This window comes from Limnohabitans sp. G3-2, assembly GCF_002778275.1.
GTDB lineage: Bacteria > Pseudomonadota > Gammaproteobacteria > Burkholderiales > Burkholderiaceae_C > Limnohabitans_A.
In genome coordinates this window covers 108,079-133,038 of the sequence record NZ_NESG01000009.1, presented here as the reverse complement: position 1 = coordinate 133,038, position 24,960 = coordinate 108,079, and the positions used below count along the sequence as shown (strand labels likewise).

Below are 24,960 nucleotides of genomic sequence, written 5' to 3'. Positions count from 1 at the left end.
ATCTCTGCCTTGCTGCAACTATGCAATTACGCTACCACAACGCACAATTACCGTTCAATCATGGAATACGAACACTTTCAAAAGAACACGGTGTCCACCCAATAATCCGGAGTCTACAGGTTCAAACCTGTCAGAGTCATCCCACTCCGTCCACCGTTTAATCCGGATGCCCAAATAAAGTAAGCCCGCTAACATAAAGGGAATGGATGAGTTTGGCCCATCTCCCAGAAGTTGTTTGGCGAAGGGCGTACTGGCTCCAAACAAAAAGGCCGCTCCTAAGGCCGCAAGCGCTGAACGGTGCAGGCTGCTCATCTGCAAGCCTTTCGACACATGCAATAAACAAAATGTTGGTCGGTACCAACGAGAGTGTGATGCATTTACTCTTAGTCTTTAAGTAAAAAATGCCTCAGCAAATTTGGCAGGCGATGTAGCTGACATCCTATCGCATACCAAGGGACAGCAGGGTCACAACCTGTGGAACAAGGAGAAAGCGCAACTTTGTCCCGGTGGTGTTTGTGAAATACCTCCCAATCAAATTCCCAAGATGTCCATGTCGCGAGTAGCAATCGTGCTGGTTTTTTTCGCAGCTGTGTTCACTATTTCCCAACGGATCTAAAGCACAGCGCCTGAGAGGGTAAGTGACTTACGTCCTGAGACACCCGCAAAACAGGCTGTAAGCATTGGTCCAGCAGAAGTTGAGCTGTGTAGGGTGCCCGACTTTGCAAAAGCGATGTGGCACGAGGAAAATTGGAAATTGCACAATAACTGCAAGTAATGACCACTTTGGGTGGCGGATTCAACCGGTCGATGCAACATACTAACCACCGCGAAAACGGAAGGAGTGTTGCAGATGAAGCGACGACCAAGGATTTACTATTCCGATAGCCAGAAAGCGCTGATGTGGGAGCGCTGGAAACAAGGCTTTACTTTGCATGAAATTGGCAAGATCTTCGATAGGCCACACACGTCGATTCACCGAATACTCGCCGAAACAGGCGGGTTCAGGCCGGCTCAACGATCACGCTCATCGACCGCTTTAACGCTTGCCGAGCGTGAAGAAATCTCAAGGGCTTTGGTCACTGGCGAATCGATTCGATCCATAGCCACCAGGCTTGGACGAGCTCCATCAACGATCAGTCGAGAAATCAAGCGCAACGGAGGCAAAGAAAGCTATCGTGCAAACCAGGCCGACCAAGCTACTTGGGAGCGTGCGCGACGCCCAAAGCGCTGCAAGCTGCGTGAGAACCGCAGATTAGCCCACATCGTGGCGAAAAAAATGCGGATGTTCTGGTCTCCAGAACAAATCTCAGGCTGGCTAAAGCATACTTATCCGTGCGACGAAAGCTATCACGTGTCACATGAGACCATCTACCGCAGCCTATTCATTCAAGCACGTGGCGCTCTGAAGAAAGAGTTGTTGGCGCACCTCAGGCGCACCCGCGGAATGCGGCGATCTCGTCACTACACCCAGAAGACAGCAATTCATGGGCAGATCGTTGATGCTGTTTCGATCAGTGAGCGGCCTGCCTGCGTAGAAGACCGAGCCGTTCCTGGACACTGGGAGGGCGACTTGGTCTTTGGCAGTGGCAGCAGCCAGATTGCAACACTGGTTGAGCGTCAAACGCGATATGTGATGCTGGTGAAGCTTGATGGCAAGGACTCGCAGACGGTCGTCAACGCACTCATCAAGAGCGCCCGCAGACTGCCCCAAGAGCTCTACAAATCGCTGACCTGGGACCGAGGCACAGAGATGCACGCACACAAGAAATTCACAATGGCCACAGACATCCAGGTTTACTTCTGCGATCCGCAAAGCCCTTGGCAACGCGGCAGCAACGAGAACACGAATGGACTACTCAGACAGTACCTACCTAAGGGCGTGAACATCTCGGGCTATTCGCAGGTTCAGCTCAACGCGATTGCGCGACAATTAAACGAGAGGCCGCGCAAAACGCTCGGCTTCCATACGCCCGCTGAGATGTTCAGCGAATGCGTTGCATCGACCGGTTGAATCCGCCGTCGATGGAGGTTGGTCCGACCAGGTTGCACAAACGCCTGCAATCAGCCTGAAGCTCAGGTTGATGCAATATTCTTATCGTCCGCTTATGGCCTCTACCTCACCCTCAAGGCAGTGATAGGTGACCGGGTCTGAATTGGCCATATTTCAACGAAATCATTTCGCTATGAGACCAACCCGTTCAACCGAAAGGCTTCGATACGACGATCTGATGCGCAAAATCCATGCCGATCAATTTCACGTTCACATAAATATTTATATTGATCAAAACTCCTACATAGCGGACTCGAAATAGCCTTCAAAGGGTGAGCAAAATTATGCTCATCGTTGGAGAGCGAGAGGTTGTTCATCTTGCAAAATTGAGCAAATTGCAGGCGCATAAAACCGAACAGGTCGCACGTGCGGACTGAAAAGACTTGAATTTTGTAGTCAACCAACCGTAGGTAAAAGTACCCTCCTGAGTAGACCAGGATTGATTTGATTCGTCGTCTGGGAGCGATGGACACATGGTGGATTTTCCAACCATCACAGAGTTCAACACTTGGCGCTGTGTGCCAACCATCACGCTCGGACCAAGTCAAACAAAGACCTGACCCACACTTTTCTTTCATCGCTTGGGCAAGGTTGTCATGATCCAAAACTCTTTGTGATTTGCTTCGTCCGATTTTTCGTGTCAGCGCCAAGGGTTCATCCACAAAGCTTGTGAATTCCAGACTTCGTGCAGTAGGCCGGGTCACTGTGATCTGGAAAAGGTTTAACTGACGAATTTCATCGGTTGACCAAGTGCATCGTCCCTGTTTGATCTTGTATTCAACAAATCGCTCTGCTTCTTTCCAAACTGCCAGGCAGTAAAGGCCAAAGACGTGACTTCGGACCCATAATGAATTCTCTGCTTTTGACGCCCTCTGAAGGTACTGCTCAAATCCAACGGACGCCTCGCCCAAGAACTCTGAAAATTTGCATCTGTACCACCCTACTTCTGGGGGGAATTTATTACGCTCATCCCAGCGCCTTATGTCCACCGTCGGCTCAACGGTTCTGGCCCAAATCAGCTCTATGAATGCAAGACGGGCTTGCCGGTTGGATCGCAGCAGTGCCGCAATCGCCTCTGGCGTTATGCACTTTCTGAATTGCCACACCCAATAATCAGATCGCGGAACCACGTGCCGACGCAAATACCGCGCTACAGATTTGTAGACATCTGTTGGTACAAAACTCATTCTCCAAAAATCAGTGTGACCACCCTGCTCGACTCCCAGCCGAGGTTTATTTGGTAGCTCTCGAAATTCAATACTCTTAGTTCTGTAGGCGTAACGGTAATTAGGTGTTTCATATTTGATCAATGCATTCGGATATGCGATAGCTTGGATTTCACACAATTCTTTGAGTCGAATGAGCCATTCTTCCTCGTGCAAAGCATCAAATTTTCTGTTCATGTACGAGGCCACATAAATGGCGCTCAACGATGTCAACCAATCGGCAAGCGGCTTGAGTTTTTCGGTGTCGATCAAACGATGATCGTTTCCGTGCAAGCGCGCTGGATCGAAATACTTCAGGCTTGAACATTGGCAAGTATTTGGATAGGCAAGAGACATGGCATCAACACGCTCTCCATCGTTCTTCATGCACGAACATTCGACGTGCAGAGGCTCCTCGTGGATCGGGCACTGAGTAAGCAATTTCAGTGAAAAGAGCCTGGTGTGATATCCCAACTCCAAGCACTTTGGGCAGTAGCCGTTTTGGGGTGTGAACAAGAATTGCCAGCAGTATGGAATGAATCGATGATCACAAAATGAAAACAATTGAACTGGCTCACCCATCAATCGAGCCAAAACTCGAAGATCAACATTTTGAACCGAACGGCTTTGACTCTGCGCACGTTTCGCCCTGGGTGAAAAATCTTCACTCAGTGGAAAGTCAGAAATTCTGAGTTTGTTCAAGTGGGCCAGTTTTCTCAATGTCAGCCAAAGTGACGTGTAGGGCAACAGCGTGCCTGGCTTCCATGTCAGAGTTGTCATGCGCTTACCCCTTTGGTGTTCGTCCCCTTGGTGCCCCCGCTGAAATAATCGCCATCAGGGCACCATGGCCAGAATGCTCGACGATTTCACTGATGGATTTTTTTGACAGCACATCAGACACCGCTCGTCCAGACGCCAGCAAAAGGAGAATCCGTCTGCACACCACAGAGATGGTTTTCATTGGAATTTCATGCGGCCCGTCATAGCGATGCGGCAATTGGTTGATGAACTCTTCCCAAAGTGGTGCCGCATAACTGGCAAGGCGAAATCCATTGCTCCAAAGCTCAGGGATGATGCTGGCAGTAAAAGAAATGCCCGATCCAACAGGCCATTCAGAGCCTTCGTCATACCCGGACATCACGTACCCCAATTGCGCCTCATCGCAAATGCCATGAAACCTGGCAGCGGTAAGCAAGAACCTCGCAGCGACATGTGCACCGCCAGCCATGGCGAGATTGATCGGGTCATCCCGAAATTGAACAGAAGCGATGGAAATCACACACAACCGAATCCTCTTTTTCTCCAGCATGCTGTGCAGCTCGACAAGCCACAACCACTCGCGCATCGTCATGCCTTGTGCTTCGTCAATCACAAGTACAACAAAACGTCCGCCCGCCTGTGCTGACAATTGTTCAAAACGGTCCACGAGCATTCCCAAGCGTTCCGTTGGGCTACGGGTTGATCTGGCCAACCGATGCTTGGCTGCTTCCAGCAAATTTGCATAAAACCGCCCGGATGCGCTGGCACCGCCCGATTCGGTATGACTCCAGATCACCATCGGTATGAATCCTCCATACCTGGCAGCAAGCAAGCCTTCGAGCCAGTTATCCACAGCGCTAGATTTACCCAGTCGAGAGGCCCCATAAATGGTGGCACCATCAAATTGATCGTCCAGCCATCGTCCGATGGTGCTCACCATTTTTTCAATGGCGGGGGTGAACAACGAGTAATCTCTCGTGACCAGGGGATGGTCTTTGGGGATGTGCTCTGGAACGAGCTGAAAGTCTGAGTTTTCCATCACCAGGTCTTTGCCATGCGCATCTTGGGAAGTGGAGCGCTCTGGCTTGCAGATTTGGGTTTCGGCTCAGGTGGCGGTGAGGTGCCCTTCGTTTTCTTGGATGCTCCGGAGACCTTGGTCAGCTCTTCGGGCATGGCCTGACGGTTGATTTCACCCATGACGTCTGGCACCGAAAAGTTCGGCTCCTTCATTTCATCCAACGCTTGAGTGCTGGTCATCATGATTCGTCGCGCCTGCAGATAGGCCGGATGAACAGGTAGCTTTTTGTTGGCATGTATCTCAGCGTATTCAATTAACGCCTGGACGGGATCCCTATTGCCGGTCAGAAATAACAATCGCTTTGTCGCAAGTGCCCGAATGGCTTGCCGCATGTAAAGGGTGTGGGGTGATCGGTGCCACGGCGGTTGAACATGGACGGTTCCGTAGATAAGTCCATTTGAATCGGAGACTGTGGCCCAGCGTGCGTCTGTTTCGTCATCCAGTTGAAGCCATAGTTTTTTACCGAGAAGATCCGGACGTTGAACCAGCCACTCGGAGGTGTATTTGGCGTTCTCAAAGTTGAAATACGGTCTTTTGCCCGTGTATTCACCGCCAAGCAATGTGCACACCTTCCTGGTTCCTGCCATTCTTTTTACGCGTTCAGGATCAGCGTGTCGTATGCGGTTTTTTGTCTTGGAAGACAAGAAATCCATTTGAGCCAGAGGACTGCGGTAGCCCAGACCTGTATGTGGCGTGGCGTTGTAGTTCGCGATGGTGACATCCAGCAACTCCTCGGCATAGTCGAGTTGGAATTGGACCTCAGCAGCAATCTTTTCTGGTTCTCGCCCTTTCTTATCTTTGTGACTGCTGCCTGTGCTCGGAGAAAGTCGGTGCATGGTGCCAGAGGCTAAAACCCTGAAAAACGACTCAATGAATGGCCGATCATCTCTGCTGCGCCTGGAGCTGTAAGACATCGGATCCTGAGGCTTGATGACCTTGGCGCCCACGATATGGAGCAAGGGCTCCTCGACTCTGGGGCAAACGTTCGCCAACGCGCCATCGACACTGAATTCATTCCAGCAAGCAGACAAATAGACTTCAGAATGCGCGGATGGCAAGGCTGCGCCCTCTGCGTACCCATCCTCACAAAACGTCAAGGTTCTTGGGGCCCACTTGGACAAAGCATTTTTGATGGTGATCAGAACGTCGAGCGCACTGCATTCGCGTCGCAAGCTGATGTGATACCCCAGAACTGCACGGGATCTGACGTCAATGATCACGATGATCCAAATACGACGGATCTTTCTGGGTTCATAACCGCCATGAGGAGACGGCACCATGACCACCATACGGCAGTCCAATTTGTGGGCATCACACTCGACCCTATCAAACAGCTTGAAATCAGGCCGTCGTGTTCCATCGGAGGCTTTGGCTTTTGCAATTGCGTCTGGACCTCCAATCTTGGAAAGGGCCAGAAGGGGGTGTGCCTGTGTGACTTTTTTTATGTACAACCTGATGGACTGATACCCGAGCGTTTCAGTATTGAAAGGCCACTGACCTTCCTTTTCTAAGCCAAGCGCTCGAAGTTCACCAATTAACCATCGAAACAACCTCTGCACATTGGGTTTGGGATGCGCTAACGCTTCGCTACTGCCAATGATCTGCTTGTGAAAACGCTCTTTTAAGTCTCGGGCTTTCGGTATTTCAAAGAGCCACTGAAGCGCACCGGAAGCCCCAGACCCGTTAGCTTGTGGTGCGGGAGGATGCTGACGGTCATAACTTTTGACACGGTAGTAATGAAGTGCTCCTCGCCACCCATAGATATCCCCATCCGGGTGAATGGCCAAGCATCTGGAAGTGATGATCCTGTAAATATTTGTTCGGATCTCACCTGTTTTTTTAAGCAACTGAGCTTCATTGGCTCCCGAGATGTAGAGCTCAATCGCTTTTTTACGAAGGAGGAATTTTTTCCGCCGGGCTTCCGACAAAGCGGATTCATCAACCATCGGCCAGGTGCTGAGGTCAAATTGAGTCTGTAGTAGATCCTCATCGTGAATCAAATGATCACGAATTTTTCCTTTTACGCCCATAAAGCCTCCGATCAGAGGTTTGGATGGGATTCATTAAAAAGGATTACTCACACGACGTCAAATTTACTTTCTTTTGGCCGTATCAAATTTACTATTAATTGCCGGATCTCTATAGCTACAGGGGGCAACTTTCTGTATCAAATTTACTTGTGTGAACGTCTTCATACCGCTGGTCTTAACGCGTAGAGGATTCAGACCCTTGCGGCGCCTGACTTGAAGGTTTCGATGGCTCTGCAGGTGTTGGCTTGGCCATTCTGGCCGCGCGATCCGCTTGACGTTGCAAACCGGTCTCGATCAATTCCTTGGCGTTCTGACGCTTGCCACGCACAGCAAAATCCAAGGCGGTCATGCCGACGGTGTTTTTTACATTCAAATCGGCGCCAGCCTGAATCAACAACTTGACGGACTCAGGACTGCCGTACATGGCCGCCATCATCAAAGGCGTTGTGCCGTTCGGTGATTCGGCATCGATGTAGGCGCTGTGCTCGAGCAGAAAATCGATGACCTGCACATGCCCGCCCGAAGCGGCGTAATGCAAAGCTGTCCAGCCGGTTTTGTTGACATCGGCATCGCGCTCCACGAGTTTTTTAACCAAGGCCAAATGACCTTTGAGGGCAGCCAACATCAAGGGGCTTTCATCCTTGTCGTTTCGACTCTCCACCTTGGTTTGAGGCCAAGCCGCCAAAACCTCGGCCACCTTCAGAGACGGCTCCCGCACCGCCAGCATCAAACCGCTGTGTCCCGCAGGATTGACGGTATTGGGATCAAAACCCCGTTGCAGCAAGGTCTGAACGGTTTTGACATCGTCAAATTGAACCGCTTTGAAGAAGTCTTCATAGGCGCCCGCAAAAGAAGGACAGGAAATCGTAAAAATTCCAATAAAAACAATGGACTTTTTTAATTTTTTAAAGTTATACATGAGCAATTAACCCGCTGTTTTGGAGAACAACTTCAAGAAATTTTGAGTGGTCAATTCACCAATGGCCTCAGAACTGCAGCCGCGCAACTCGCCTAAAAGTTGGGCCACATAGGGCACGTAAGACGGGTTGTTGAGTTTGCCTCGGTGCGGCACAGGGGCCAAATAGGGGCTGTCGGTCTCGATCAGCAGGCGGTCATCGGGCACAAATTTGGCCACTTCGCGCAAGTCGGCCGCGGTCTTGAAGGTCAAAATCCCCGACAGGGAAATGTAAAACCCAAGGTCCAAGGCCGCTCTGGCGACCGCCTGACTTTCGGTGAAACAGTGGAACACGCCCCCTGCGCACTCGGCCCCACCTGTTTCGCCCTCCTCTTTCAGGATCGCGATCGTGTCGTCCGAGGCCTGTCGCGTGTGGATGACCAGCGGCAGGCGGGTCTGACGTGCAGCCCGGATGTGGGTGCGAAAGCGCTCGCGCTGCCACGCCATGTCGGGGATGGTTCGCCCACCTTTGCGCTCGTCCATCTGGTAGTAGTCAAGGCCTGTCTCGCCAATGGCCACGACTTTGGGGCGGGCCGCACCTTCGAGCAGGTCCTGCAGGCTGGGCTCGTGCACGCCTTCGTTGTCGGGGTGCACGCCCACCGTGGCCCACATGTTGTCGTGGGCCATGGCCAGCTGATGCACCTCGTCAAACTTTTCCATGGTGGTGCAAATGACCATGGCGCGCGTGACTTGGGCTGCGCGCATGGCCTCTTGGATGCTGTCGAGTTGGCCCATCAACTCAGGAAAATTCAGGTGGCAGTGGGAATCGGTGTACATGGGCTCAACCCTGAGAGAGCAGGGTTCGTTGGGCGTCGGCGGTCAGGGCTTCGAGCATCAAACCGGCATTGAAGGGGTGCTCCGCGGTGCGGGCAGACTGCATCAGGCGCTTGAACCAATCGGTCAGCACCGACACCGAGGCCTTGCTCGCGGGCAATTGGGTCGCGTCAAAAAAACGCGGCGCAGCGCCCGATTGGCGCAGCACCAGGTCGTGGCAAAGCTTTTGCAAAGCGTCGATGGCTTGGGCAGGGCTCAAATCGGCCAAATGCCGGGCATCGCCTTGGCGCATGGCCTTGGGCAAAGCAGCCCACCAGTCGGGCGATAAACCCGCCTCGGCCTGGCGCAGCACATCGGTCGGCCTGCCCCCTGCACTGCGCAGCAAAGCCTGCGCCACAGGGGCCTGCACGCCCTGCCCGCTCAGCCAGGTCAAGGCCTCATCGGCCTCGGGCCACTTCATGGTGTGGGCCAGGCAGCGGCTGCGGATGGTGGGCAGCAGCATGTGCGCGGCCTCGGTGGCCAGCACAAAGCGCACGTCGCCTGGCGGCTCTTCCAGCGTCTTGAGCAGGGCATTGGCCGTGATGGTGTTCATGCGCTCGGCCGGAAACACCAGCACCGCTTTGCCGCGCCCACGCGCATCGGTGCGCTGAGAAAACTCCACCGCATCGCGCATCGCATCCACCCGAATCTCTTTGCTGGGTTTGCGGGTTTTCTTGTCGATCTCGTCCTGGGCTTTTTCCGACAAAGGCCAGCCCAGCGCCAACATCACCGTCTCGGGCATCAGCACGGCCAGGTCGGCATGGGTGTGCACCGCAATGGCGTGGCAGCTGGCGCATTCACCACAAGCGCCTTGCGGCGTGGGTTTTTCGCACAACCAGGCCGATGCCAAGGCCAGCGCCAAGTCGTACTGACCCAGGCCCGATGGGCCTTGCAGCAGCCAAGCGTGACCCCGCTGGGCCAACAAGTCGCGGGCTTGCCGAGCAATCCAAGGTGCATTCAAAACAGCACTCATGAACCCACCCGTTTCAGCCATTCACGCACCACTCGGTCCACGTCCAAGCCCACAGCCTCGCGGCTTTGAGCCGCGTCGATGCGGGCAAAACGCTGGGGCATTTCGGCATGCCGCTGGGCATAGCCAGCACGCACCGCAGCAAAAAAGTCTGCGGGTTGAGACTCGAACTTGTCGGGCACACGGGCTGTGGCCAAACGCTGCGCCGCAATCTGCGGGTCCAGATCAAACCACACGGTCAGCTCGGGCTGGCGCAAATGGTCATCAGGCAAGGTCTGCACCATCCGCTCCAGTTGGGCCAGCACCTGCCAGTCAAAACCGCGTCCGCCCCCCTGGTAGGCAAAAGTGGCATCGGTGAAACGGTCGCACAACACCACATCGCCACGGGCCAAAGCCGGCTCGATCACCTGCACCAAGTGCTCTCGGCGCGCCGCGAACATCAAAAGGGCTTCGGTCAGGGCGTCCATGGGCTCGTGCAGCACCAGCTCGCGCAGCTTTTCAGACAAAGGGGTGCCGCCCGGCTCGCGCGTGATGACGACCACCCTGCCCGACTCGCGGAACAAATGGGCCACGCGATCGATGTGGGTGGACTTGCCCGCTCCGTCGATGCCTTCAAAACTGATGAACAAACCGCGTGTCATGGTGTGTGAAATTGGGAAAACCCGATTGTCGCAGGCTCCAGCCGGGCATCAATCCTGGCCGGTTTTGATGCCGCGTTGGTAACGGTTGACGGCCCGGTTGTGCTCTTCGAGCGTTGCGCTGAAATGGCTGCTGCCATCGCCTTTGGCCACAAAGTACAGCGCTTGCGTCTTGGCGGGTTGTACCGCCGCCCACAATGCGGCTTTGCCAGGCATGGCAATCGGTGTCGGCGGCAAACCACCACGGGTGTAGGTGTTCCAGGGGTTGTCGGTCTGCAGGTGGATGCGGCGCAAGTTGCCATCAAAGGCTTCGCCCAAGCCATAAATCACGGTGGGGTCGGTCTGCAAACGCATGCCGATGCGCAGCCGGTTGTTGAACACGCCAGACACCATGGGACGGTCTGATCCTTTGCCGGTCTCTTTCTCAACAATACTGGCCAAGACCAAAAGCTCTTCAGGCGTTTTGAGCGACACGCTGGGCTGACGCGCTTCCCAAGCCTGCAGCAGATGTTTGTCCATGGCCTTCATGGCCCGTTGCAAAACAGCCAAATCGCTGGACCCTTTGGCATAGGCATAGGTGTCTGGGTAAAAGCGCCCTTCCGGGGCCACACCGGGGCGACCCAACTGGGCCATCAAGGCCTCGTCGCTCAACACCCGGCTGTCAGGCTTGAGGTGCTCCGCCTTGGCCAAGGCCTGGCGAAGCTGTCGCCAGTTCCAGCCTTCCACCAAGGTCACCGAGCGCAGGCTTTCTTCGCCACGCACCAACATGTTCAAGAGCCGCTGGGGCGTGGTGTCAGGCGCGATTTCATAGCTGCCTGCGCGCATTTGACGCGACTGCCCGGACAGTCGGAACCAAGCGTAAAGCCAAGTGGCCGATACATCGGCTCCCGCATCCACCACCGCTTGGGCGATGGCTTTGGGTGAAGTCCCAGGCTCGATCGACAAATCCAGCGTCTTTTGGCCTGTGTCCAACGGGTGCTGAACCCACCAAACGCCTGCAGCCCCCAGCATCAAGGCCAAGAGGAGAAGGCTTGTCACTGACTTCATCCAGCCTTTGAGCACGGTCATGTCCTTGTGTGGGTGTCGAAAACGTGGGGGGATGATAATTCACAGCTTGCCAGAGGACACAGCCGCCACATGAACACCCTTGAAGAAAACAGCCCGCAATCCATCGCCGCGCAGAGCGGCGTCACTGCCCTGCCCCACCTGGGCGTGCTTCAGGCGCAGGGCGAAGACGCTGCCCACTTTTTGCACAACCAATTGAGCAACGACGTGCTCTTGCTGCCCGTGGGGCAGTCACGCCTGGCGGCGTTTTGCTCGGCCAAGGGGCGCATGCAGGCCAGTTTTGTGCTCATCAAATCAGCCCCCGACACCGTTTTGTTGGTCATGAGCCTGGATTTGCTGGCCCACACCCTCAAACGTCTGTCCATGTTCGTGCTGCGGGCCAAAGTCAAAATGACCGACGCGACGGGCCAATGGCAGCTGCGTGGTTTGCTGGGCGACAGCGCTGCAACTTGGGTGGGCCCTGCCACCCCTTGGCAGACCGCCAGCGTGGATGGTGTGCACGCTGTGGCGCTGTACCCGGCCGTGGTCGGTGAGGTGCCGCTTGCGCGTGCGCTGTGGTTGGGGCCGGCCGAGTCGACGCTGCCCGCAGGCGCCCATCTGCCCGCCGAGGTCTGGGCATGGGCCGAAGTGATGAGCGGCGTGACGCTGGTCAGCCAGCCTGTGTTCGAGGCTTTCGTCCCGCAAATGCTCAACTACGAATCGGTGGGCGGCGTCAACTTCAAAAAAGGCTGCTACCCGGGCCAGGAAGTGGTGGCCCGCAGCCAGTTCCGTGGCACCTTGAAGCGCCGCACAGCGCTGGTGCACAGTCCCGTGGCCCTTGTGGCCGGGCAAGACCTCTTCACCCCAGCCGACCCCGAGCAGCCCTGCGCCACCGTGGTGCTGAGTGCGCCCCGGCCAGACGGCCAAGGGTATGTCGCGCTGGTCAGCGGCACGCTGGAGAGCCAGGCCACGGGTTGGCACACAGCCCCTGCCGATGGCGCAGCGCTGGATGTGCTGCCCCTGCCCTACGCCTTGCTGGCAGACATCTGAGCTTATCCAGCACAGGCCCCCACTGCGGCGAAAGGCTTCGGTGAGCAGGGTCTGTTCACGGCAAGAAAATCGCGCCTAAAGGGGGCGCACCATCTCCACGTGCGCAATCCCGGCTTCTTCGAACACAGCCCCGTGGGGCACGAAGCCTGAGCGCTTGTAAAAGCCTTCGGCGCTGCATTGGGCGTGCAAGATCACCTGGGCGTCGCCCCGGTTTTGGGCGGCGTCCATCAATGCGTGCAAGACGCGACGGCCCAGATCGCTGCCGCGCATTTGTTTTTTGACAGCCATGCGGCCAATGCGGGCCACACCGGGTGCATGTTGCAACAAGCGGCCTGTGGCCAATGGCAGGCCCATGCGGTTCAAGGCCACGGCGTGCAAGGCGGTCTCGTCATCGTCGTCCAACTCCATGTCGGCGGGCACTTTTTGCTCGTGCACAAACACCTCGGTGCGCAGCGGACTGGCCCACTTCTGAAAATCATGCCAAGCGCCCACATGTACCTGCACCATGTCTTCGCCGCGCTCAAAGCCTTCAAGCATGTCGCGCAGTGGGGCCGGGATGGGCTGGCTCTTTTTCGCCACCGGGTCGGCGTACACATAGACCAGCTCGCTGGTGATCAGCAATTCATCCCCGCGGAAAATCGCGCCCACAAAGGTCATGGACGAGTTGCCCACGCGGTCGCAGCGCATGCACACGTCCAGAAAATCGTCCATTTCGGCGCTGGCGTGGTACTCGACACTGGCCTTTTTCACGAACAGGTCACCCCCCAGCTGGTGCATGGTTTCGGCGTATGGCATGGCCAGTTGCCGCCAGTAATCGGTGACGGCGGTGTCGAAATACATGAGGTAGTGACCGTTGAACACGATTTTTTGCATGTCCACTTCGACCCAGCGCACGCGCATGCGGTGAGAAAAACGGAAGTCCTGGCGTTTCATGGGTTCAACTTTCAAAAGCGTGTTGCAGGGCCCGGCCCGCATCGGCATGGGCCTTCAGGGCATCGGGGATGGCGCGGGCCATGGTGATGAAGCCATGGATCACACCTTTGTAAATTTCCAGATCAACGGGCACGCCTGCCATGCGCAGCGTGTCGGCATAGCGAATCCCTTCGTCCACCAGCGGGTCACACTCGGCTAGGCCCATCCAGCACGGGGCCAGGCCGCTGTGCTCAGAGGCGTTGCCGGGGGCAAAGCGCCAGTCGTCGCGGTCTGCGGCGTCAATGTAGCCGTCAAAAAACCAGGCGATGGTGTCCTTGTCCAGCATGAAGCCCTGACCAAACGTGTGGTGCGAAGCGGTGTCTTGACGCGCGCCGCAACCCGGGTAAAACAGCAGCTGCAATGCGAGTTTCAGGCCTGCATCACGGGCCATCAATGCGCACACGGCAGACAAAGTGCCGCCCGCGCTGTCGCCGCCCACCGCCAGGCGTGCGCTGTCCAACCCCAGGGTCTGCCCGTGCTGGTGCAGCCAGTTCAGCGCGTCCCAGGCGTCGTGCACCGCCTGTGGGAATCGGTGCTCGGGGGCAAGCCGGTAATCGAGCGAGACCACAGCGCAATGGCCTTGCCGGCTCAGTTGTCGGCACAACACGTCGTGCGTGCTCAGGCTGCCCACGGTGAAGCCACCGCCGTGCAGGTACAGCAGCACAGGCAATGCGGCGTTGATGCTCGGGGCGTACAGCCGCGCAGGCATGGCGTGACCGTCGCGCGCCGGGATGGTGATGTCCTGCACCCGGTCCACATGGGGTGCGGGCTGCAGGTCCAGAATCGGGCCGCCGATGTCGTAAAAAGCACGCGCTTGCTCGGCCGTCATGGCGTGCATGGGCGGGCGGCCTGCCCGCTCGACGCGGTCAATCAGGGTGCGCGTGGCCGGGTTCAACAAGGAACGGGGATGGAGGTGGTGGCTGCTCATGGATGCGGGTGGCGGGTCAGACCTTGTGGATGAAGGGTGTTGCCAACGTGACGGATTGGGCGTTGGGCCGGATGGACAAAGGCGGATCCTGAATCAAAATGAAGCCAAATCGTACAACGCCCCGCGCACGGGGTCTGTCACTTGCACCCCCACCGGAGAACATGGCATGTCTTTCATCAACTACGTCACCCAGATCCAGATCGACTTTGGCGCCATCGGGCTGCTCAAGGCCGAATGTGAGCGCGTGGGCATCACCCGGCCCCTGATCGTGACCGACGCAGGCGTGAAGGCCGTGGGCATCTTGGACAAGGCGCTCGCCGCCCTGCCCGGTCTGCAGGTCAGCGTGTTTGACCAAACCCCCTCCAACCCCACCGAAGCCGCTGTGCGTGCCGCAGCCGCTGTGTACAAGCAGCACAACTGCGACGGCCTGATCGCGCTGGGCGGTGGCTCGTCCATCGACTGCGCCAAGGGCGTGGCCATTGCCGCCACACACGAGGGCCCGCTCAAGACCTACGCAACAATAGAGGGCGGCTCACTCAAGATCACCGACCGCGTGGCCCCCTTGATTGCCGTGCCCACCACGGCCGGCACAGGCTCTGAAGTGGCACGGGGCGCGATTTTGATCGTCGACGATGGCCGAAAACTGGGTTTTCACAGCTGGTTCATCGTGCCCAAAGCGGCCATTTGCGACCCCGAATTGACCCTTGGCCTGCCGCCAGTGCTCACGGCCGCCACAGGCATGGACGCGATTGCACACTGCATGGAAACCTTCATGGCCGCGCCCTTCAACCCGCCTGCCGACGGCATCGCGCTCGACGGCTTGGCGCGGGGTTGGGCGCACATCGAGCGGGCCACCCACAACGGGCAAGACCGGGATGCGCGCCTGAACATGATGAGCGCCAGCATGCAAGGCGCCATGGCCTTCCAAAAAGGCCTGGGCTGTGTGCACAGCCTGAGCCACAGCCTGGGTGGTGTGAATCCTCGCCTGCACCACGGCACTTTGAACGCCATGTTTTTGCCTGCTGTGGTCACCTTCAACGCCGCTGCCGAATCGGTGCAAAAAGAAAACCGCCTGAGCCGCATGGCCCAGGCCATGGGCCTGCACAGCGGCAGCGACATTCCAGCCGCCATCCAGGACATGAACGCCCGATTGGGCCTGCCCACAGGCTTGGGTGCCATGGGCGTCACCGAAGGCATGTTTGACGCGGTGATCACCGGGGCTCTGGCCGACCATTGCCACAAAACCAACCCGCGCATCGCCTCGGCGGACGAATACCGCGACATGCTGCTGACCAGCCTGTGAGTCTGTCAATGGGCTGGGCAGCAGCCCTCAAGGCGCCTCGTGGTCAGGCATCTTGGCGCCCACATGCAGCTCGCCCCGTGCCTCGGCCAATTCCACCTGGCGTTGGCGCTCGGCCAGCTTTGCCTTTTGCTCGGGTGTGCGTTGGTCGTGACAGTGGTCGCAGCTCACGCCCAAAACGTAGTGCGGCGACAGTTTGTCTTGCTCACTCAGGGGCCAGCGGCAGGAGCGGCACAGCGCGTGGTGGCCCAAACCCAGCCCGTGACCCACGCTCACGCGTTCGTCAAAAACAAAGCAGTCGCCTTCCCATGTGCTTTGCTCGGGCGGGATTTCCTCGAGGTATTTGAGGATGCCGCCTTCGAGGTGGTAAACCTCTTCAAATCCACGCATCTTCATGAGCGCGGTGGATTTCTCGCAGCGGATGCCGCCTGTGCAAAACATCGCCACCTTGGTCTTTTTGGCGGCGTCGCCTTGCAGATGCGGCTGCGCGTCCAGCCAAGCGGGCAACTGCACAAAGTTCTTGATGTTCGGGTTGACAGCGCCCTTGAAGGTGCCAATCGCCACTTCGTAGTCGTTGCGGGTGTCGATCACCACCACGTCCGGGTCGGCCAGCAAGGCATTCCAGTCGGCGGGTTTGACGTATTGGCCCACGGTTTTGTTCGGATCGAGCTCAGGCACGCGCAAGGTCACGATCTCTTTTTTGAGCTTGACCTTCATGCGGGTAAACGGTGGCTTGGGGCTCCAGGACGCTTTGTGCACCAGGCTGGCCAGACGTGGATCGGCACGCAAGAACGATAAAACGGCATGGATACCGGCTTCAGGGCCGGCAATTGTGCCGTTGATGCCTTCGTGCGCCAAAAGCAGCGTGCCTTTGACCTGGTTGTCCTCACAACAGGCCTGCAATGGGGCTTGCAGATCGGCGAAATCGGGCAAATCAACGAATTTGTAGAGGGCGGCGGTGAGGTAAAGAGGGACGCTTGACATCCCCCCATTATCCACTTTCAGATCAGGGTTATGTGGCATAGGCGGTCAGGACGACATCGGCGGCTTCCTGCCGCAATGGAATCAGTTTTTGGTAGGCCTCAGAGCCATGCCAGCCCTGGGCCTGCGCCAAAGAAGGAAAGCGGATCACGACGATGTCGGGGTGGGGATTGAGGCCAGAAAAAGACAGGACCTGCTCACCGCGGAACACAAGTTCTCCGCCAAAAGGCTGCAAGGTGGCCAAGACCTGCGATCGGTATTGGCCCCATTTTTCAGGATCTTTCACGGTCATTTGACCAACCACAAAACCTTCAGACATGCGCGATCCTCATAAAGCTTGAACCTCGGACGAGGCGGGGTTGAGCAACCAAAGGGCAAACTCATCGGCCAATTGCTGACTGGCCCGTGTTGCCGCTTTCCACACCTTGAGGCGCCCCGCCAAATCCCGGTCGTAGCGCATGAAGTCCTGGCGGTCAGGCAGTTTCCCGTTCGGCAGGGTTTTGACCCATTCTGGATTGGGGGACAGCACGATGGTGTGGTCCAAAAACGGTGTCGCACCATGCCGCCATTTGAGCGCTTTGTCGAGCCAGCCAGGCACCACTTTGTGCTGGAAGTGGGGGTAGAGCACGATGGCGCGATCAGGACCTTTGACAGGCGCGGTCCAGTTCAGGTGCAGGTGGTAATCGGTGATGCCCCCGTCCCAATAGGCCCCTGCAGGCGCGCCTGGAATGTCGTGCACGGCCTTCAGGGCAAACGGAATGGCGCAACTCGCTTGCAAAGCCGGCATGAAATTGCTTTCGGTCAGGCCCACAACCAGGGTGCGGAAGTCTTGTGCTTCAAATGGCAAGGCCGCACCTTGCGCGGAAAACACCACGCGTTCCAACCAGGCACCCAAGGCCCTGCGGCTCACCGCATTGCTCAGGTACGCGCCTGCGTAGCCCAGCGGCGTGGCAAGAGGGTGCTCACGGTGCAGGATATGCCGCCCATGCGATGTGACCATGTGCAGCCGAAAGCGCGGGTGGCTCAGAATTTCGTCCACACGCCCGCCATAAAAGGCTTGCAAGCTTTGCCCGAATGCCGCGCTGATCTGTTCAGCCGTGACACGCTCGCGCCCAGGCAGCGGTTCGTAATGCTGGTGTATGTAGTCGTGCTCGAGCCGCTCAAACGCGGTCACCGGATCATGGAGGCAGGCGGTGGCCATGCGCCACGCGCCAATCGATGCGCCCACCAGGTCCACCGGCTGCTGGCTTGGGGTCAGCCATTCGCCAAAAATGAAGCGGTCCAGTGGCCCAAGGATCAAGCCCTTGGGGCCGCCCGCCGCCGCAGGGATCACCCCCACGTGTTCGGGCCTCAGGCCATGCGCACGGATGTGGGCGAGTGCCTTGGGGCCGGCGTGGATGTGGAGGGCTTGCATGGGGCTTTACTTTTTGAGGCCTTGCAGTTTGGCGAAGGCACTGGCCATGGCCGAGCCAGCACCGGCTGCGGGAGGCGAGTTGTAGCCTGCGCCGCCGCCGCGCTGGCGGTTGTCCCGCCCTGCCCCTTCAAACTTGTTGTCTCTCGGGCCATCGCGCCTTGCGGGCGCAGCGTCCAGCTTCATGGTCAAGCTGATGCGCTTGCGGGCCACGTCGACTTCAAGCACTTTCACTTTGACGATGTCACCCGTCTTGACCACTTCACGGGCATCGGTCACGAACTTGTTGGCCAGCTGGCTCACATGGACCAAGCCGTCCTGGTGCACGCCCAGGTCCACAAAGGCGCCGAACTGGGCCACGTTGCTCACCGTGCCTTCCAAGGTCATGCCTTCTTTCAGGTCCTTGATGTCTTCCACGCCGTCGGCCAGGCGGGCCACTTTGAAGTCGGGCCGTGGGTCGCGGCCGGGTTTCTCCAGCTCACCCAGGATGTCTTTGATGGTGATGGCACCGAACATGTCGTTCGCAAACAGCTCGGGCTTGAGGGTTTTCAAAACGTCCGAGCGGCCCATGATCTCTTGAATCGGCTTGGCGGTTTTGACGATGATTTGTTCGACCACCGGGTAGGTTTCGGGGTGCACGCCGGTCATGTCCAGCGGGTTGTCCCCGCCGCGGATGCGCAAAAAGCCCGCGCTTTGCTCGAAGGTCTTGGCACCCAGGCCCGTCACTTTGAGCAAATCCTGGCGCGTTTTGAACACACCGTGGGCATCGCGCCAGCGCACCACCGACTTGGCCACGCTGGCCGACAAGCCGGACACGCGGGTGAGCAAGGGGACGCTGGCGGTGTTCAGGTCCACGCCCACCGAGTTCACACAGTCTTCCACCACCGCATCCAGCGTTTTGGCCAGCTCGCTCTGGTTCACGTCGTGCTGGTACTGGCCCACGCCAATCGCTTTGGGGTCGATCTTGACGAGCTCAGACAAGGGGTCTTGCAGGCGGCGGGCAATGGAGGCCGCGCCGCGCAGGCTCACGTCCACCTCGGGCATTTCTTGCGAAGCAAATTCGCTGGCGCTGTAAACCGACGCGCCCGCCTCGCTGACCACGACCTTCTGGATCTCGGCGCCTTCGCGCAGCTTGGCCAATTGCTTGATCAGGTCAGCCGCCAGCTTGTCGGTCTCTCGGCTGGCGGTGCCGTTGCCAATCGCAATCAGATCCACATGGTGCTTTTCGCACAGCTTGGCCAGGGTGAAGAGCGAGCCTTCCCAGTCCTTGCGCGGCTCATGCGGGTACACCGTGGCGGTGTCGACCAGTTTGCCGGTGGCGTCCACCACGGCCACTTTCACACCCGTGCGGATGCCCGGATCCAGCCCCATGACCACACGGGGGCCTGCAGGTGCGGCCAAGAGCAAATCACGCAGGTTGTCACTGAACACCTTGATGGCGACTTTTTCGGCCTCTTCGCGCAGACGGGTGAACAGATCGCGCTCGGTGGACAGGCTCAGTTTCACGCGCCAAGTCCAGGCCACGCATTTGCGGATCAGGTCGTCTGAAGGGCGCGCTGCATGGCTCCAGCCCAGATGGATGGCGATCTTGCCTTCGGCCATGCTGGGTTTGCCGGGTTCAGGTTCGACGGGCAGGACCAATTTGGCGTCCAGCATTTCCAGCGCCCGGCCCCGGAACACCGCCAGTGCCCGGTGGCTGGGCACGCGGCCAATGGGTTCGTCGTAGTCAAAGTAATCGCGGAACTTGGCCACGTCGGGGTGGTTTTCGTCCTTGCCATCGGCCAGCTTGCTTTTGAACAAACCTTCGTTCCACAGCCATTCGCGCAGGCCTTGCACCAGCGATGCGTCTTCGGCCCAGCGTTCGCTCAGGAGGTCGCGCACGCCATCCAAAACAGCGGCCGTGGTGCTGAAGTCGGCGCCTTCGATCGCGCCTGCCGCCAGCACAAAAGCGGCGGCTTCGGCATGCGGCTCCAGCGTGGGGTCGGCAAACAGCTTGTCGGCCAGCGGCTCCAGACCGGCTTCACGGGCGATCATGCCCTTGGTGCGGCGCTTGGGCTTGAAAGGCAGGTACAGGTCTTCCAGTTCTTGCTTGGTGGGCGCGGCATCGATGGCGGCCAGCAAGTCTGGCGTCATCTTGCCCTGCTCGGTGATGCTTTTGATGACGGCAGCACGGCGGTCTTCCAGTTCGCGCAAATAGCCCAGCCGTGCTTCCAGCTCTCGCAGCTGGATGTCGTCCAAGCCATCGGTCACTTCTTTGCGGTAACGGGCGATGAAAGGAACTGTGGCGCCGCCGTCCAGCAGTTCCACAGCGGTTTTGACCTGCTCAGGGCGGATACGGATTTCTGCGGCCAGTTGGGCCAGGATTTTCTGCATGTCTGAGGTCACATATGGGGAGGGAAAGCGGGCGAGTTTGCCACAAGGCGCGCCAGCCACGGCCGCTTGAGCGCAGCCAGGGCGGGCGCCTTCGCTGAGACGTGCGAGAAGATGCGGACAGCGCGGCCTGCGATGTTGCCGCGCATCCATGCGGGGTGATCAAGGCCCACGGCCCTGGGCCAGGGCGCACGGCACGGCACAGCACCGCGCAAAGGCGCGGTTGCTGCCCGTCTTTATGCGTTGGCGTCGCGCAAGGCTTTGCGCAATCCCTCTCCCACTTCGGGTTTGGCCGCAAACGGGTCGGGTGGGTTGTTGCCCATCACAATGGCTTCCATGCGGCTTTGCACATTGCCCAGCGCCTGCGGGTGGCTGTAGATGTAGAACTGGTCACTCGCGACCGCATCAAACACCTTTTGCGCCACATCGGCGGCCGACACTTTGCCGCTGCCCACCGCTTTGTCGCTTTGGGCTTGCCCGATCAACTGGCTGGCCGTGGGCTTGTCAGCGGCCAAGTCGGCTGGACGGTTGCGCTGGCTCTGGCTGATGCCCGTGGGCACAAAGTAGGGGCACAGCACGCTGGCGCTGATCTGGTCTGAGACCAGGTGCAGGTCTTGGTAAAGGGTTTCGGTCAGTGACACCACCGCGTGCTTGCTCACGTTGTAGATGCCCATGTTGGGGGGCGTGAGCAAACCGGCCATGCTGGCGGTGTTGACGATGTGGCCTTGGTAGGCCGGATCGGCCTTGGCGGCTTCCAGCATCATGGGGGTGAACAGGCGTACGCCGTGCACCACGCCCCACAGGTTGACGCCCAGCACCCATTCCCAGTCGGCGACCGAGTTTTCCCAAACCAAGCCCCCTGCCCCCACGCCCGCGTTGTTGAACACCAAGTGCGGCGCACCAAAACGGGCTTTGACCTCAGCGGCCAGTTGTTCCATGGCCTGGGCATTGGACACGTCGACTTGGCGGGCCAGAACCTGTGCACCTTGGGCGCTCATTTCCGCGGCGGCTTTGTCCAAGGCATCTTGTTGCACATCCACCAGCACGAGGTTCATGCCCAGCTTGGCACCGATGCGGGCACATTCCAAGCCGAAGCCGGAGCCTGCGCCAGTCAGGACGGCGGTTTTGCCTTTGAAATTCTCGATCATGGGGAAACCTTTTTCAATGTGAACCCGACACGCGGGAAATGGACATGGACGGTGCCTGCACGTTCATCGGTGCGGCGCAAGGTGTAGCGGGTGCGGGTCGCGGCCACCAGCTCGCCTTCGGTCGGCTCTAGGCCAAAGTTGTCGGCGGCAATCAGCACTTGGCTGCCCAGCGCGATGCCGTGTTCGTCCTGGAACACCTCGTCCTGCAGCCATGTGGGCGTTGAACTGCGTGCGACTTGCAAGGCTTGTTCGCTGTGGCATTGGCCGGGAGCGCCATGACCGATCGCCTTGATGCGCGCCATCCAGGTTTTGACTTCGGGTGTGGCGTCCAAAATGCCCGCCAAAACAGGCGTGCGCTCCTGGGTGAACCAAAGCGGGTGATACGCCGCGAAATCGGCCACGCAAGGCTGCTCACCCAACAAAAAGTCTTGCCCATGCAGCATGTTGGCCAAGCGCCGCAGGTAGCTTTTGTACGTGGCTGCCGCGTCGGTGGACGACATGCGGGCGGCGCCGCTGCGCATGGCGGTGCGATCGGCCACAAAGGCTTGCACGCCTTCAGCAGGCGCGCCGGCAAAGACTTGCGCCACGCCCGCAGGCTGGAAGTTGTAGGCCATGGCCGTGGTGAACAATGCGGTGTCCGCCCATTGCGTCACGATCCGGGCCACACCTTTGACCGCGTCCGGGAAAAGCGGGGGCGTGGGGGCCCATTGCTCCAGCACATCGCAGATCAAAGCGGTGTCGCAGTAAATGTCCGCGCCGATTTGCAGCACGGGGGTTTTGCGGTACCCGCCCGTGAGCGCTGTCAAATCAGGCTTGGGCATGATCATCGGAATGAACACGCTGTCCCAAGCCAATTGCTTGTAGCCCAATATCAAGCGAATTTTTTCAGCAAACGGCGATGTGGGGTAATGGTGCAGGATCAGAGAGGACATGCGCTGAGCCTCAGACCAGCTTGACCAACTGTTTGCCGAAATTCTTGCCCTTGAGCAAACCCAAAAAGGCCTCAGGCGCAGCCGCCAAGCCTTGGGCCACCGATTCGCGGGGGCGCAACTTGCCCGTGCCCACCAGGGTGCCCAGCTCTTGCAAGGCTTCGGGCCACACTTCCATGTGCTCGCTGACGATGAAGCCCTCGATCTTCATGCGGTTGACCAAAATCAGCGCGGGGTTGGCCATGGGCAAGGGTGCGCCGTCGTAGCCGGCGATCATGCCGCACACGGCAATGCGGGCGAAAGCGTTGGTGCGCAGCATCACCGCGTCCAGCACCATGCCGCCCACGTTCTCAAAGTGGCCATCAATGCCGTTGGGGCAGGCTTCGCGCAGGGCCTTGGACAGGCTCAGGTAGTCCTTGTGGTCCTTGTAGTCAATGCAGGCGTCAAAGCCTAACTCCTTGACCACGTAGTCGCATTTGTCTTTGCCGCCTGCAATGCCCACCACGCGGCAACCGCGGGCTTTGGCCAGGGCGCCATAAGCACTGCCCACCGCGCCACTGGCCGCGCTCACCGTGACGGTCTCGCCGGCTTTGGGGTTGATGATTTTGACCAAACCATACCAAGCGGTCACGCCGGGCATGCCCACGGCGCCCAGGTAATGCGAGAGCGGCACATGGGTGGTGTCGACCTTGCGCAGAGCGCCCACCACATTCGCATCGACCACGCTGTATTCTTGCCAGCCGCCCATGCCGACCACCTGGTCACCGGCTTTGAATTTGGGGTGCTGGCTGTCAACCACCTCCCCCACCGTGCCACCGATCATGACTTGGCCCAGGGGCTGCGGGACGGCGTAGCTTTTGCTCTCGTTCATGCGGCCGCGCATGTAGGGGTCCAGGCTCATGAAGTGGTGCTTGACCAACACCTGACCGTCTTGCAATGCGGGGATGGGCGCTTCGATCAACTTGAAGTTGGCCACAGTGGCTTCGCCTTGCGGGCGGTTGTCGAGCACGATTTGGTGGTTCAGTGTCATGAAATATCTCCAGTGGGTGATGTGTGAATGAATCGGGTGGTCTAAGGTTAATCTGTGGACGGGCTTTGCGCCACGCGCCGGGCCACGTATTTGAAGGTGCCCGTGGCCATGGCGCACAGCTGTCCTGCGCTGTCATAGATTCGGCCTTCGGTAAAGGCCATGCTGCGGGTTCGGTGCTGAAGCAGACCACGGCCCACCAGCTTGTCGCCTGGCGCCACTTTGGCGGGCCGCATGAAGCTGGTTTTCATCTCAATGGTGACCACGCCCATGTCCTGCTCGACGCTGCGTGCGGCCGTGGCCATGACCACGTCCAGCAGCGTCATGACCGCGCCACCATGGGTGACATCGAATGAATTGTGATGCTCTGCACGGGGTGCGTACAAGAGCTCGGACTCGCCGCCTTCAAATTTTTCAAGCGTGAACCCCAGGTGATGCACAAAGGGAATGTGGGCGCCAAAAGGAATGCTCATGGACAGCCTGGCTCCGGGGCTCAACCGCCAATGATGGCGCTGACGCCACCATCGACCGCCATCCACTGACCCGTGATGTGCTTGCCCGCGTCCGACGCGAACAACAGCGCCAGTCCCTTGAGGTCTTCATCATCGCCCAGGCGGCGCAAAGGCGCGCCTTGGGCCATCTTGTCGGCACCCAGCTTTTCGAGCAAGCCGTAGGTCATCTTGCTGGGGAAAAAACCTGGGCAAATCGCGTTGACGGTGATGCCGTGCTCGCCCCACTCGCCCGCCAATGCACGCGTGAAGTTGACGACCGCACCTTTGGAGGTGTTGTAGGCGATGGTCTTCATCTCTGAAGGGTTACCCGCCAAGCCCGCGATGGACGCCACGTTCAAGATGCGCCCTTTTCCTCGGGGAATCATGCTGAGCTTGGCGACTTCCTGTGACAGGATGAAGTAGCCACGCACGTTCAGGTTCATCACCTTGTCCCAGGCCTCGACCGGGTGGTCTTCGGCGGGCGCCCCCCAGGTCGCGCCGGCGTTGTTAACCAAAATGTCGATGTGCCCCATGCGCTCCATCGTTTCAGTTGCCAAACGGCGAATGTCTTCTTCCTTGCCGCAGTCGGCAGCGATCCAGCGGGCGTCGATCCCGGCAGCCTGCAGTTCTGCCGCCGCTTGCTCCAGGTCAGCGGCTTTGCGCGAGCTGAGCATGATCTTGGCACCGGCTTCGCCCAGAGCGTGGGCCATTTGCAAACCCAAGCCGCGAGAGCCGCCAGTGACCAAAGCGACCTGACCCGTCAGGTCAAAAAGTTGTTGTGTGGTGCGTGCCATGAAAAAAATCCTTGATC

General features: G+C 58.4%; 22 protein-coding genes. 3 read left to right on the top strand and 19 right to left on the bottom strand.

Features of this window, described 5'->3' with window-relative positions; translation table 11 throughout:
- Window positions 1–850 precede the first annotated feature (850 nt).
- The gene (locus tag B9Z31_RS14780) at window positions 851–2,011 is read left to right on the top strand and encodes an IS30 family transposase (protein WP_100120331.1); all 1,161 of its coding nucleotides are present in this window, start codon (window positions 851–853) and stop codon (window positions 2,009–2,011) included.
- 170 nt (window positions 2,012–2,181) lie between these two features.
- Here B9Z31_RS14780 and B9Z31_RS15415 read toward each other — a convergent pair whose 3' ends face one another.
- The 8 genes from B9Z31_RS15415 to mltG all read right to left on the bottom strand — a co-directional run bounded on the left by B9Z31_RS15415 (window position 2,182) and on the right by mltG (window position 11,566).
- Window positions 2,182–4,035, bottom strand: coding sequence for a hypothetical protein (locus B9Z31_RS15415; RefSeq protein WP_143473858.1), 1,854 nt, complete (start codon window positions 4,033–4,035; stop codon window positions 2,182–2,184).
- A gap of 4 nt (window positions 4,036–4,039) precedes the next feature.
- Window positions 4,040–5,053, bottom strand: a complete 1,014-nt coding sequence (locus tag B9Z31_RS14775; protein WP_100120316.1) for an ATP-binding protein — start codon at window positions 5,051–5,053, stop codon at window positions 4,040–4,042.
- Window positions 5,053–7,122 (bottom strand): hypothetical protein, encoded by a 2,070-nt coding sequence (locus tag B9Z31_RS14770; RefSeq protein ID WP_100120315.1) that lies wholly within the window; start codon window positions 7,120–7,122, stop codon window positions 5,053–5,055. Before B9Z31_RS14770 ends, B9Z31_RS14775 begins: the two co-directional genes overlap by 1 nt.
- Before the next feature lie 175 nt (window positions 7,123–7,297).
- Complete coding sequence (locus tag B9Z31_RS14765; protein ID WP_100120314.1) at window positions 7,298–8,041, bottom strand: ankyrin repeat domain-containing protein; 744 nt, start codon at window positions 8,039–8,041, stop codon at window positions 7,298–7,300.
- Window positions 8,042–8,047: 6 nt separating this feature from the next.
- A complete protein-coding gene (locus tag B9Z31_RS14760) occupies window positions 8,048–8,854 on the bottom strand; it encodes a TatD family hydrolase (protein WP_100120313.1) in 807 nt (268 codons plus the stop codon).
- Between the two features lie 4 nt (window positions 8,855–8,858).
- A complete protein-coding gene (locus tag B9Z31_RS14755) occupies window positions 8,859–9,863 on the bottom strand; it encodes a hypothetical protein (RefSeq protein ID WP_100120312.1) in 1,005 nt (334 codons plus the stop codon).
- Window positions 9,860–10,501 (bottom strand): dTMP kinase, encoded by a 642-nt coding sequence (gene tmk, locus B9Z31_RS14750; protein ID WP_100120311.1) that lies wholly within the window; start codon window positions 10,499–10,501, stop codon window positions 9,860–9,862. The genes B9Z31_RS14755 and tmk overlap by 4 nt, the downstream gene beginning before the upstream one ends.
- A 48-nt stretch (window positions 10,502–10,549) precedes the next feature.
- Complete coding sequence (gene mltG / locus B9Z31_RS14745) at window positions 10,550–11,566, bottom strand: endolytic transglycosylase MltG (protein WP_100120310.1); 1,017 nt, start codon at window positions 11,564–11,566, stop codon at window positions 10,550–10,552.
- A gap of 69 nt (window positions 11,567–11,635) precedes the next feature.
- On the opposite strand from mltG, the gene B9Z31_RS14740 reads away from it, so the two are divergent.
- A complete protein-coding gene (locus B9Z31_RS14740; RefSeq protein ID WP_100120309.1) occupies window positions 11,636–12,592 on the top strand; it encodes a folate-binding protein YgfZ in 957 nt (318 codons plus the stop codon).
- Between the two features lie 75 nt (window positions 12,593–12,667).
- Here B9Z31_RS14740 and B9Z31_RS14735 read toward each other — a convergent pair whose 3' ends face one another.
- Together B9Z31_RS14735 and B9Z31_RS14730 are read right to left on the bottom strand one after the other, a co-directional pair.
- Window positions 12,668–13,525 carry a YbgC/FadM family acyl-CoA thioesterase gene (locus B9Z31_RS14735; RefSeq protein WP_100120308.1) on the bottom strand — a complete coding sequence of 286 codons (858 nt, stop codon included), beginning with the start codon at window positions 13,523–13,525 and terminating at the stop codon, window positions 12,668–12,670.
- A 4-nt stretch (window positions 13,526–13,529) separates the two neighbouring features.
- Window positions 13,530–14,492 (bottom strand): alpha/beta hydrolase, encoded by a 963-nt coding sequence (locus tag B9Z31_RS14730; protein ID WP_100120307.1) that lies wholly within the window; start codon window positions 14,490–14,492, stop codon window positions 13,530–13,532.
- Between the two features lie 166 nt (window positions 14,493–14,658).
- Between B9Z31_RS14730 and B9Z31_RS14725 the strand changes: the two genes are divergently transcribed.
- Window positions 14,659–15,795, top strand: coding sequence for an iron-containing alcohol dehydrogenase (locus B9Z31_RS14725; protein ID WP_100120306.1), 1,137 nt, complete (start codon window positions 14,659–14,661; stop codon window positions 15,793–15,795).
- 27 nt (window positions 15,796–15,822) lie between these two features.
- Here B9Z31_RS14725 and B9Z31_RS14720 read toward each other — a convergent pair whose 3' ends face one another.
- The 9 genes from B9Z31_RS14720 to B9Z31_RS14680 all read right to left on the bottom strand — a co-directional run bounded on the left by B9Z31_RS14720 (window position 15,823) and on the right by B9Z31_RS14680 (window position 24,943).
- On the bottom strand, window positions 15,823–16,776 hold the full coding sequence (locus B9Z31_RS14720; protein WP_199174518.1) for a rhodanese-related sulfurtransferase: 954 nt from the start codon (window positions 16,774–16,776) through the stop codon (window positions 15,823–15,825).
- A 28-nt stretch (window positions 16,777–16,804) separates the two neighbouring features.
- Complete coding sequence (locus tag B9Z31_RS14715) at window positions 16,805–17,092, bottom strand: DUF1330 domain-containing protein (protein ID WP_100120304.1); 288 nt, start codon at window positions 17,090–17,092, stop codon at window positions 16,805–16,807.
- A 9-nt stretch (window positions 17,093–17,101) separates the two neighbouring features.
- The gene (locus tag B9Z31_RS14710; protein WP_100120303.1) at window positions 17,102–18,187 is read right to left on the bottom strand and encodes a phospholipase; all 1,086 of its coding nucleotides are present in this window, start codon (window positions 18,185–18,187) and stop codon (window positions 17,102–17,104) included.
- A 6-nt stretch (window positions 18,188–18,193) separates the two neighbouring features.
- Window positions 18,194–20,557 carry a Tex family protein gene (locus B9Z31_RS14705; RefSeq protein WP_100120302.1) on the bottom strand — a complete coding sequence of 788 codons (2,364 nt, stop codon included), beginning with the start codon at window positions 20,555–20,557 and terminating at the stop codon, window positions 18,194–18,196.
- Window positions 20,558–20,790: 233 nt separating this feature from the next.
- Window positions 20,791–21,702, bottom strand: a complete 912-nt coding sequence (locus B9Z31_RS14700) for an SDR family oxidoreductase (protein ID WP_100120301.1) — start codon at window positions 21,700–21,702, stop codon at window positions 20,791–20,793.
- A complete protein-coding gene (locus B9Z31_RS14695) occupies window positions 21,699–22,634 on the bottom strand; it encodes a glutathione S-transferase family protein (RefSeq protein ID WP_100120300.1) in 936 nt (311 codons plus the stop codon). The genes B9Z31_RS14700 and B9Z31_RS14695 overlap by 4 nt, the downstream gene beginning before the upstream one ends.
- A 10-nt stretch (window positions 22,635–22,644) precedes the next feature.
- Complete coding sequence (locus B9Z31_RS14690; RefSeq protein ID WP_100120299.1) at window positions 22,645–23,661, bottom strand: NADP-dependent oxidoreductase; 1,017 nt, start codon at window positions 23,659–23,661, stop codon at window positions 22,645–22,647.
- 47 nt (window positions 23,662–23,708) lie between these two features.
- Window positions 23,709–24,131 carry a PaaI family thioesterase gene (locus B9Z31_RS14685; RefSeq protein WP_100120298.1) on the bottom strand — a complete coding sequence of 141 codons (423 nt, stop codon included), beginning with the start codon at window positions 24,129–24,131 and terminating at the stop codon, window positions 23,709–23,711.
- Between the two features lie 20 nt (window positions 24,132–24,151).
- Window positions 24,152–24,943: an SDR family oxidoreductase gene (locus B9Z31_RS14680; protein WP_100120297.1), complete on the bottom strand. Its 792-nt coding sequence runs from the start codon at window positions 24,941–24,943 to the stop codon at window positions 24,152–24,154.
- Between the last annotated feature and the right edge of the window lie 17 nt (window positions 24,944–24,960).

Bases quoted from the DNA above. Each gene is read 5' to 3' on its own strand.
- B9Z31_RS14780 (WP_100120331.1), top strand. From the start codon at position 851: ATGAAGCGACGACCAAGGATTTACTATTCCGATAGCCAGAAAGCGCTG.
- B9Z31_RS15415 (WP_143473858.1), bottom strand. From the start codon at position 4,035: ATGACAACTCTGACATGGAAGCCAGGCACGCTGTTGCCCTACACGTCA.
- B9Z31_RS14775 (WP_100120316.1), bottom strand. From the start codon at position 5,053: ATGGAAAACTCAGACTTTCAGCTCGTTCCAGAGCACATCCCCAAAGAC.
- B9Z31_RS14770 (WP_100120315.1), bottom strand. From the start codon at position 7,122: ATGGGCGTAAAAGGAAAAATTCGTGATCATTTGATTCACGATGAGGAT.
- B9Z31_RS14765 (WP_100120314.1), bottom strand. From the start codon at position 8,041: ATGTATAACTTTAAAAAATTAAAAAAGTCCATTGTTTTTATTGGAATT.
- B9Z31_RS14760 (WP_100120313.1), bottom strand. From the start codon at position 8,854: ATGTACACCGATTCCCACTGCCACCTGAATTTTCCTGAGTTGATGGGC.
- B9Z31_RS14755 (WP_100120312.1), bottom strand. From the start codon at position 9,863: ATGAGTGCTGTTTTGAATGCACCTTGGATTGCTCGGCAAGCCCGCGAC.
- tmk (WP_100120311.1), bottom strand. From the start codon at position 10,501: ATGACACGCGGTTTGTTCATCAGTTTTGAAGGCATCGACGGAGCGGGC.
- mltG (WP_100120310.1), bottom strand. From the start codon at position 11,566: ATGACCGTGCTCAAAGGCTGGATGAAGTCAGTGACAAGCCTTCTCCTC.
- B9Z31_RS14740 (WP_100120309.1), top strand. From the start codon at position 11,636: ATGAACACCCTTGAAGAAAACAGCCCGCAATCCATCGCCGCGCAGAGC.
- B9Z31_RS14735 (WP_100120308.1), bottom strand. From the start codon at position 13,525: ATGAAACGCCAGGACTTCCGTTTTTCTCACCGCATGCGCGTGCGCTGG.
- B9Z31_RS14730 (WP_100120307.1), bottom strand. From the start codon at position 14,492: ATGAGCAGCCACCACCTCCATCCCCGTTCCTTGTTGAACCCGGCCACG.
- B9Z31_RS14725 (WP_100120306.1), top strand. From the start codon at position 14,659: ATGTCTTTCATCAACTACGTCACCCAGATCCAGATCGACTTTGGCGCC.
- B9Z31_RS14720 (WP_199174518.1), bottom strand. From the start codon at position 16,776: ATGTCAAGCGTCCCTCTTTACCTCACCGCCGCCCTCTACAAATTCGTT.
- B9Z31_RS14715 (WP_100120304.1), bottom strand. From the start codon at position 17,092: ATGTCTGAAGGTTTTGTGGTTGGTCAAATGACCGTGAAAGATCCTGAA.
- B9Z31_RS14710 (WP_100120303.1), bottom strand. From the start codon at position 18,187: ATGCAAGCCCTCCACATCCACGCCGGCCCCAAGGCACTCGCCCACATC.
- B9Z31_RS14705 (WP_100120302.1), bottom strand. From the start codon at position 20,557: ATGCAGAAAATCCTGGCCCAACTGGCCGCAGAAATCCGTATCCGCCCT.
- B9Z31_RS14700 (WP_100120301.1), bottom strand. From the start codon at position 21,702: ATGATCGAGAATTTCAAAGGCAAAACCGCCGTCCTGACTGGCGCAGGC.
- B9Z31_RS14695 (WP_100120300.1), bottom strand. From the start codon at position 22,634: ATGTCCTCTCTGATCCTGCACCATTACCCCACATCGCCGTTTGCTGAA.
- B9Z31_RS14690 (WP_100120299.1), bottom strand. From the start codon at position 23,661: ATGACACTGAACCACCAAATCGTGCTCGACAACCGCCCGCAAGGCGAA.
- B9Z31_RS14685 (WP_100120298.1), bottom strand. From the start codon at position 24,131: ATGAGCATTCCTTTTGGCGCCCACATTCCCTTTGTGCATCACCTGGGG.
- B9Z31_RS14680 (WP_100120297.1), bottom strand. From the start codon at position 24,943: ATGGCACGCACCACACAACAACTTTTTGACCTGACGGGTCAGGTCGCT.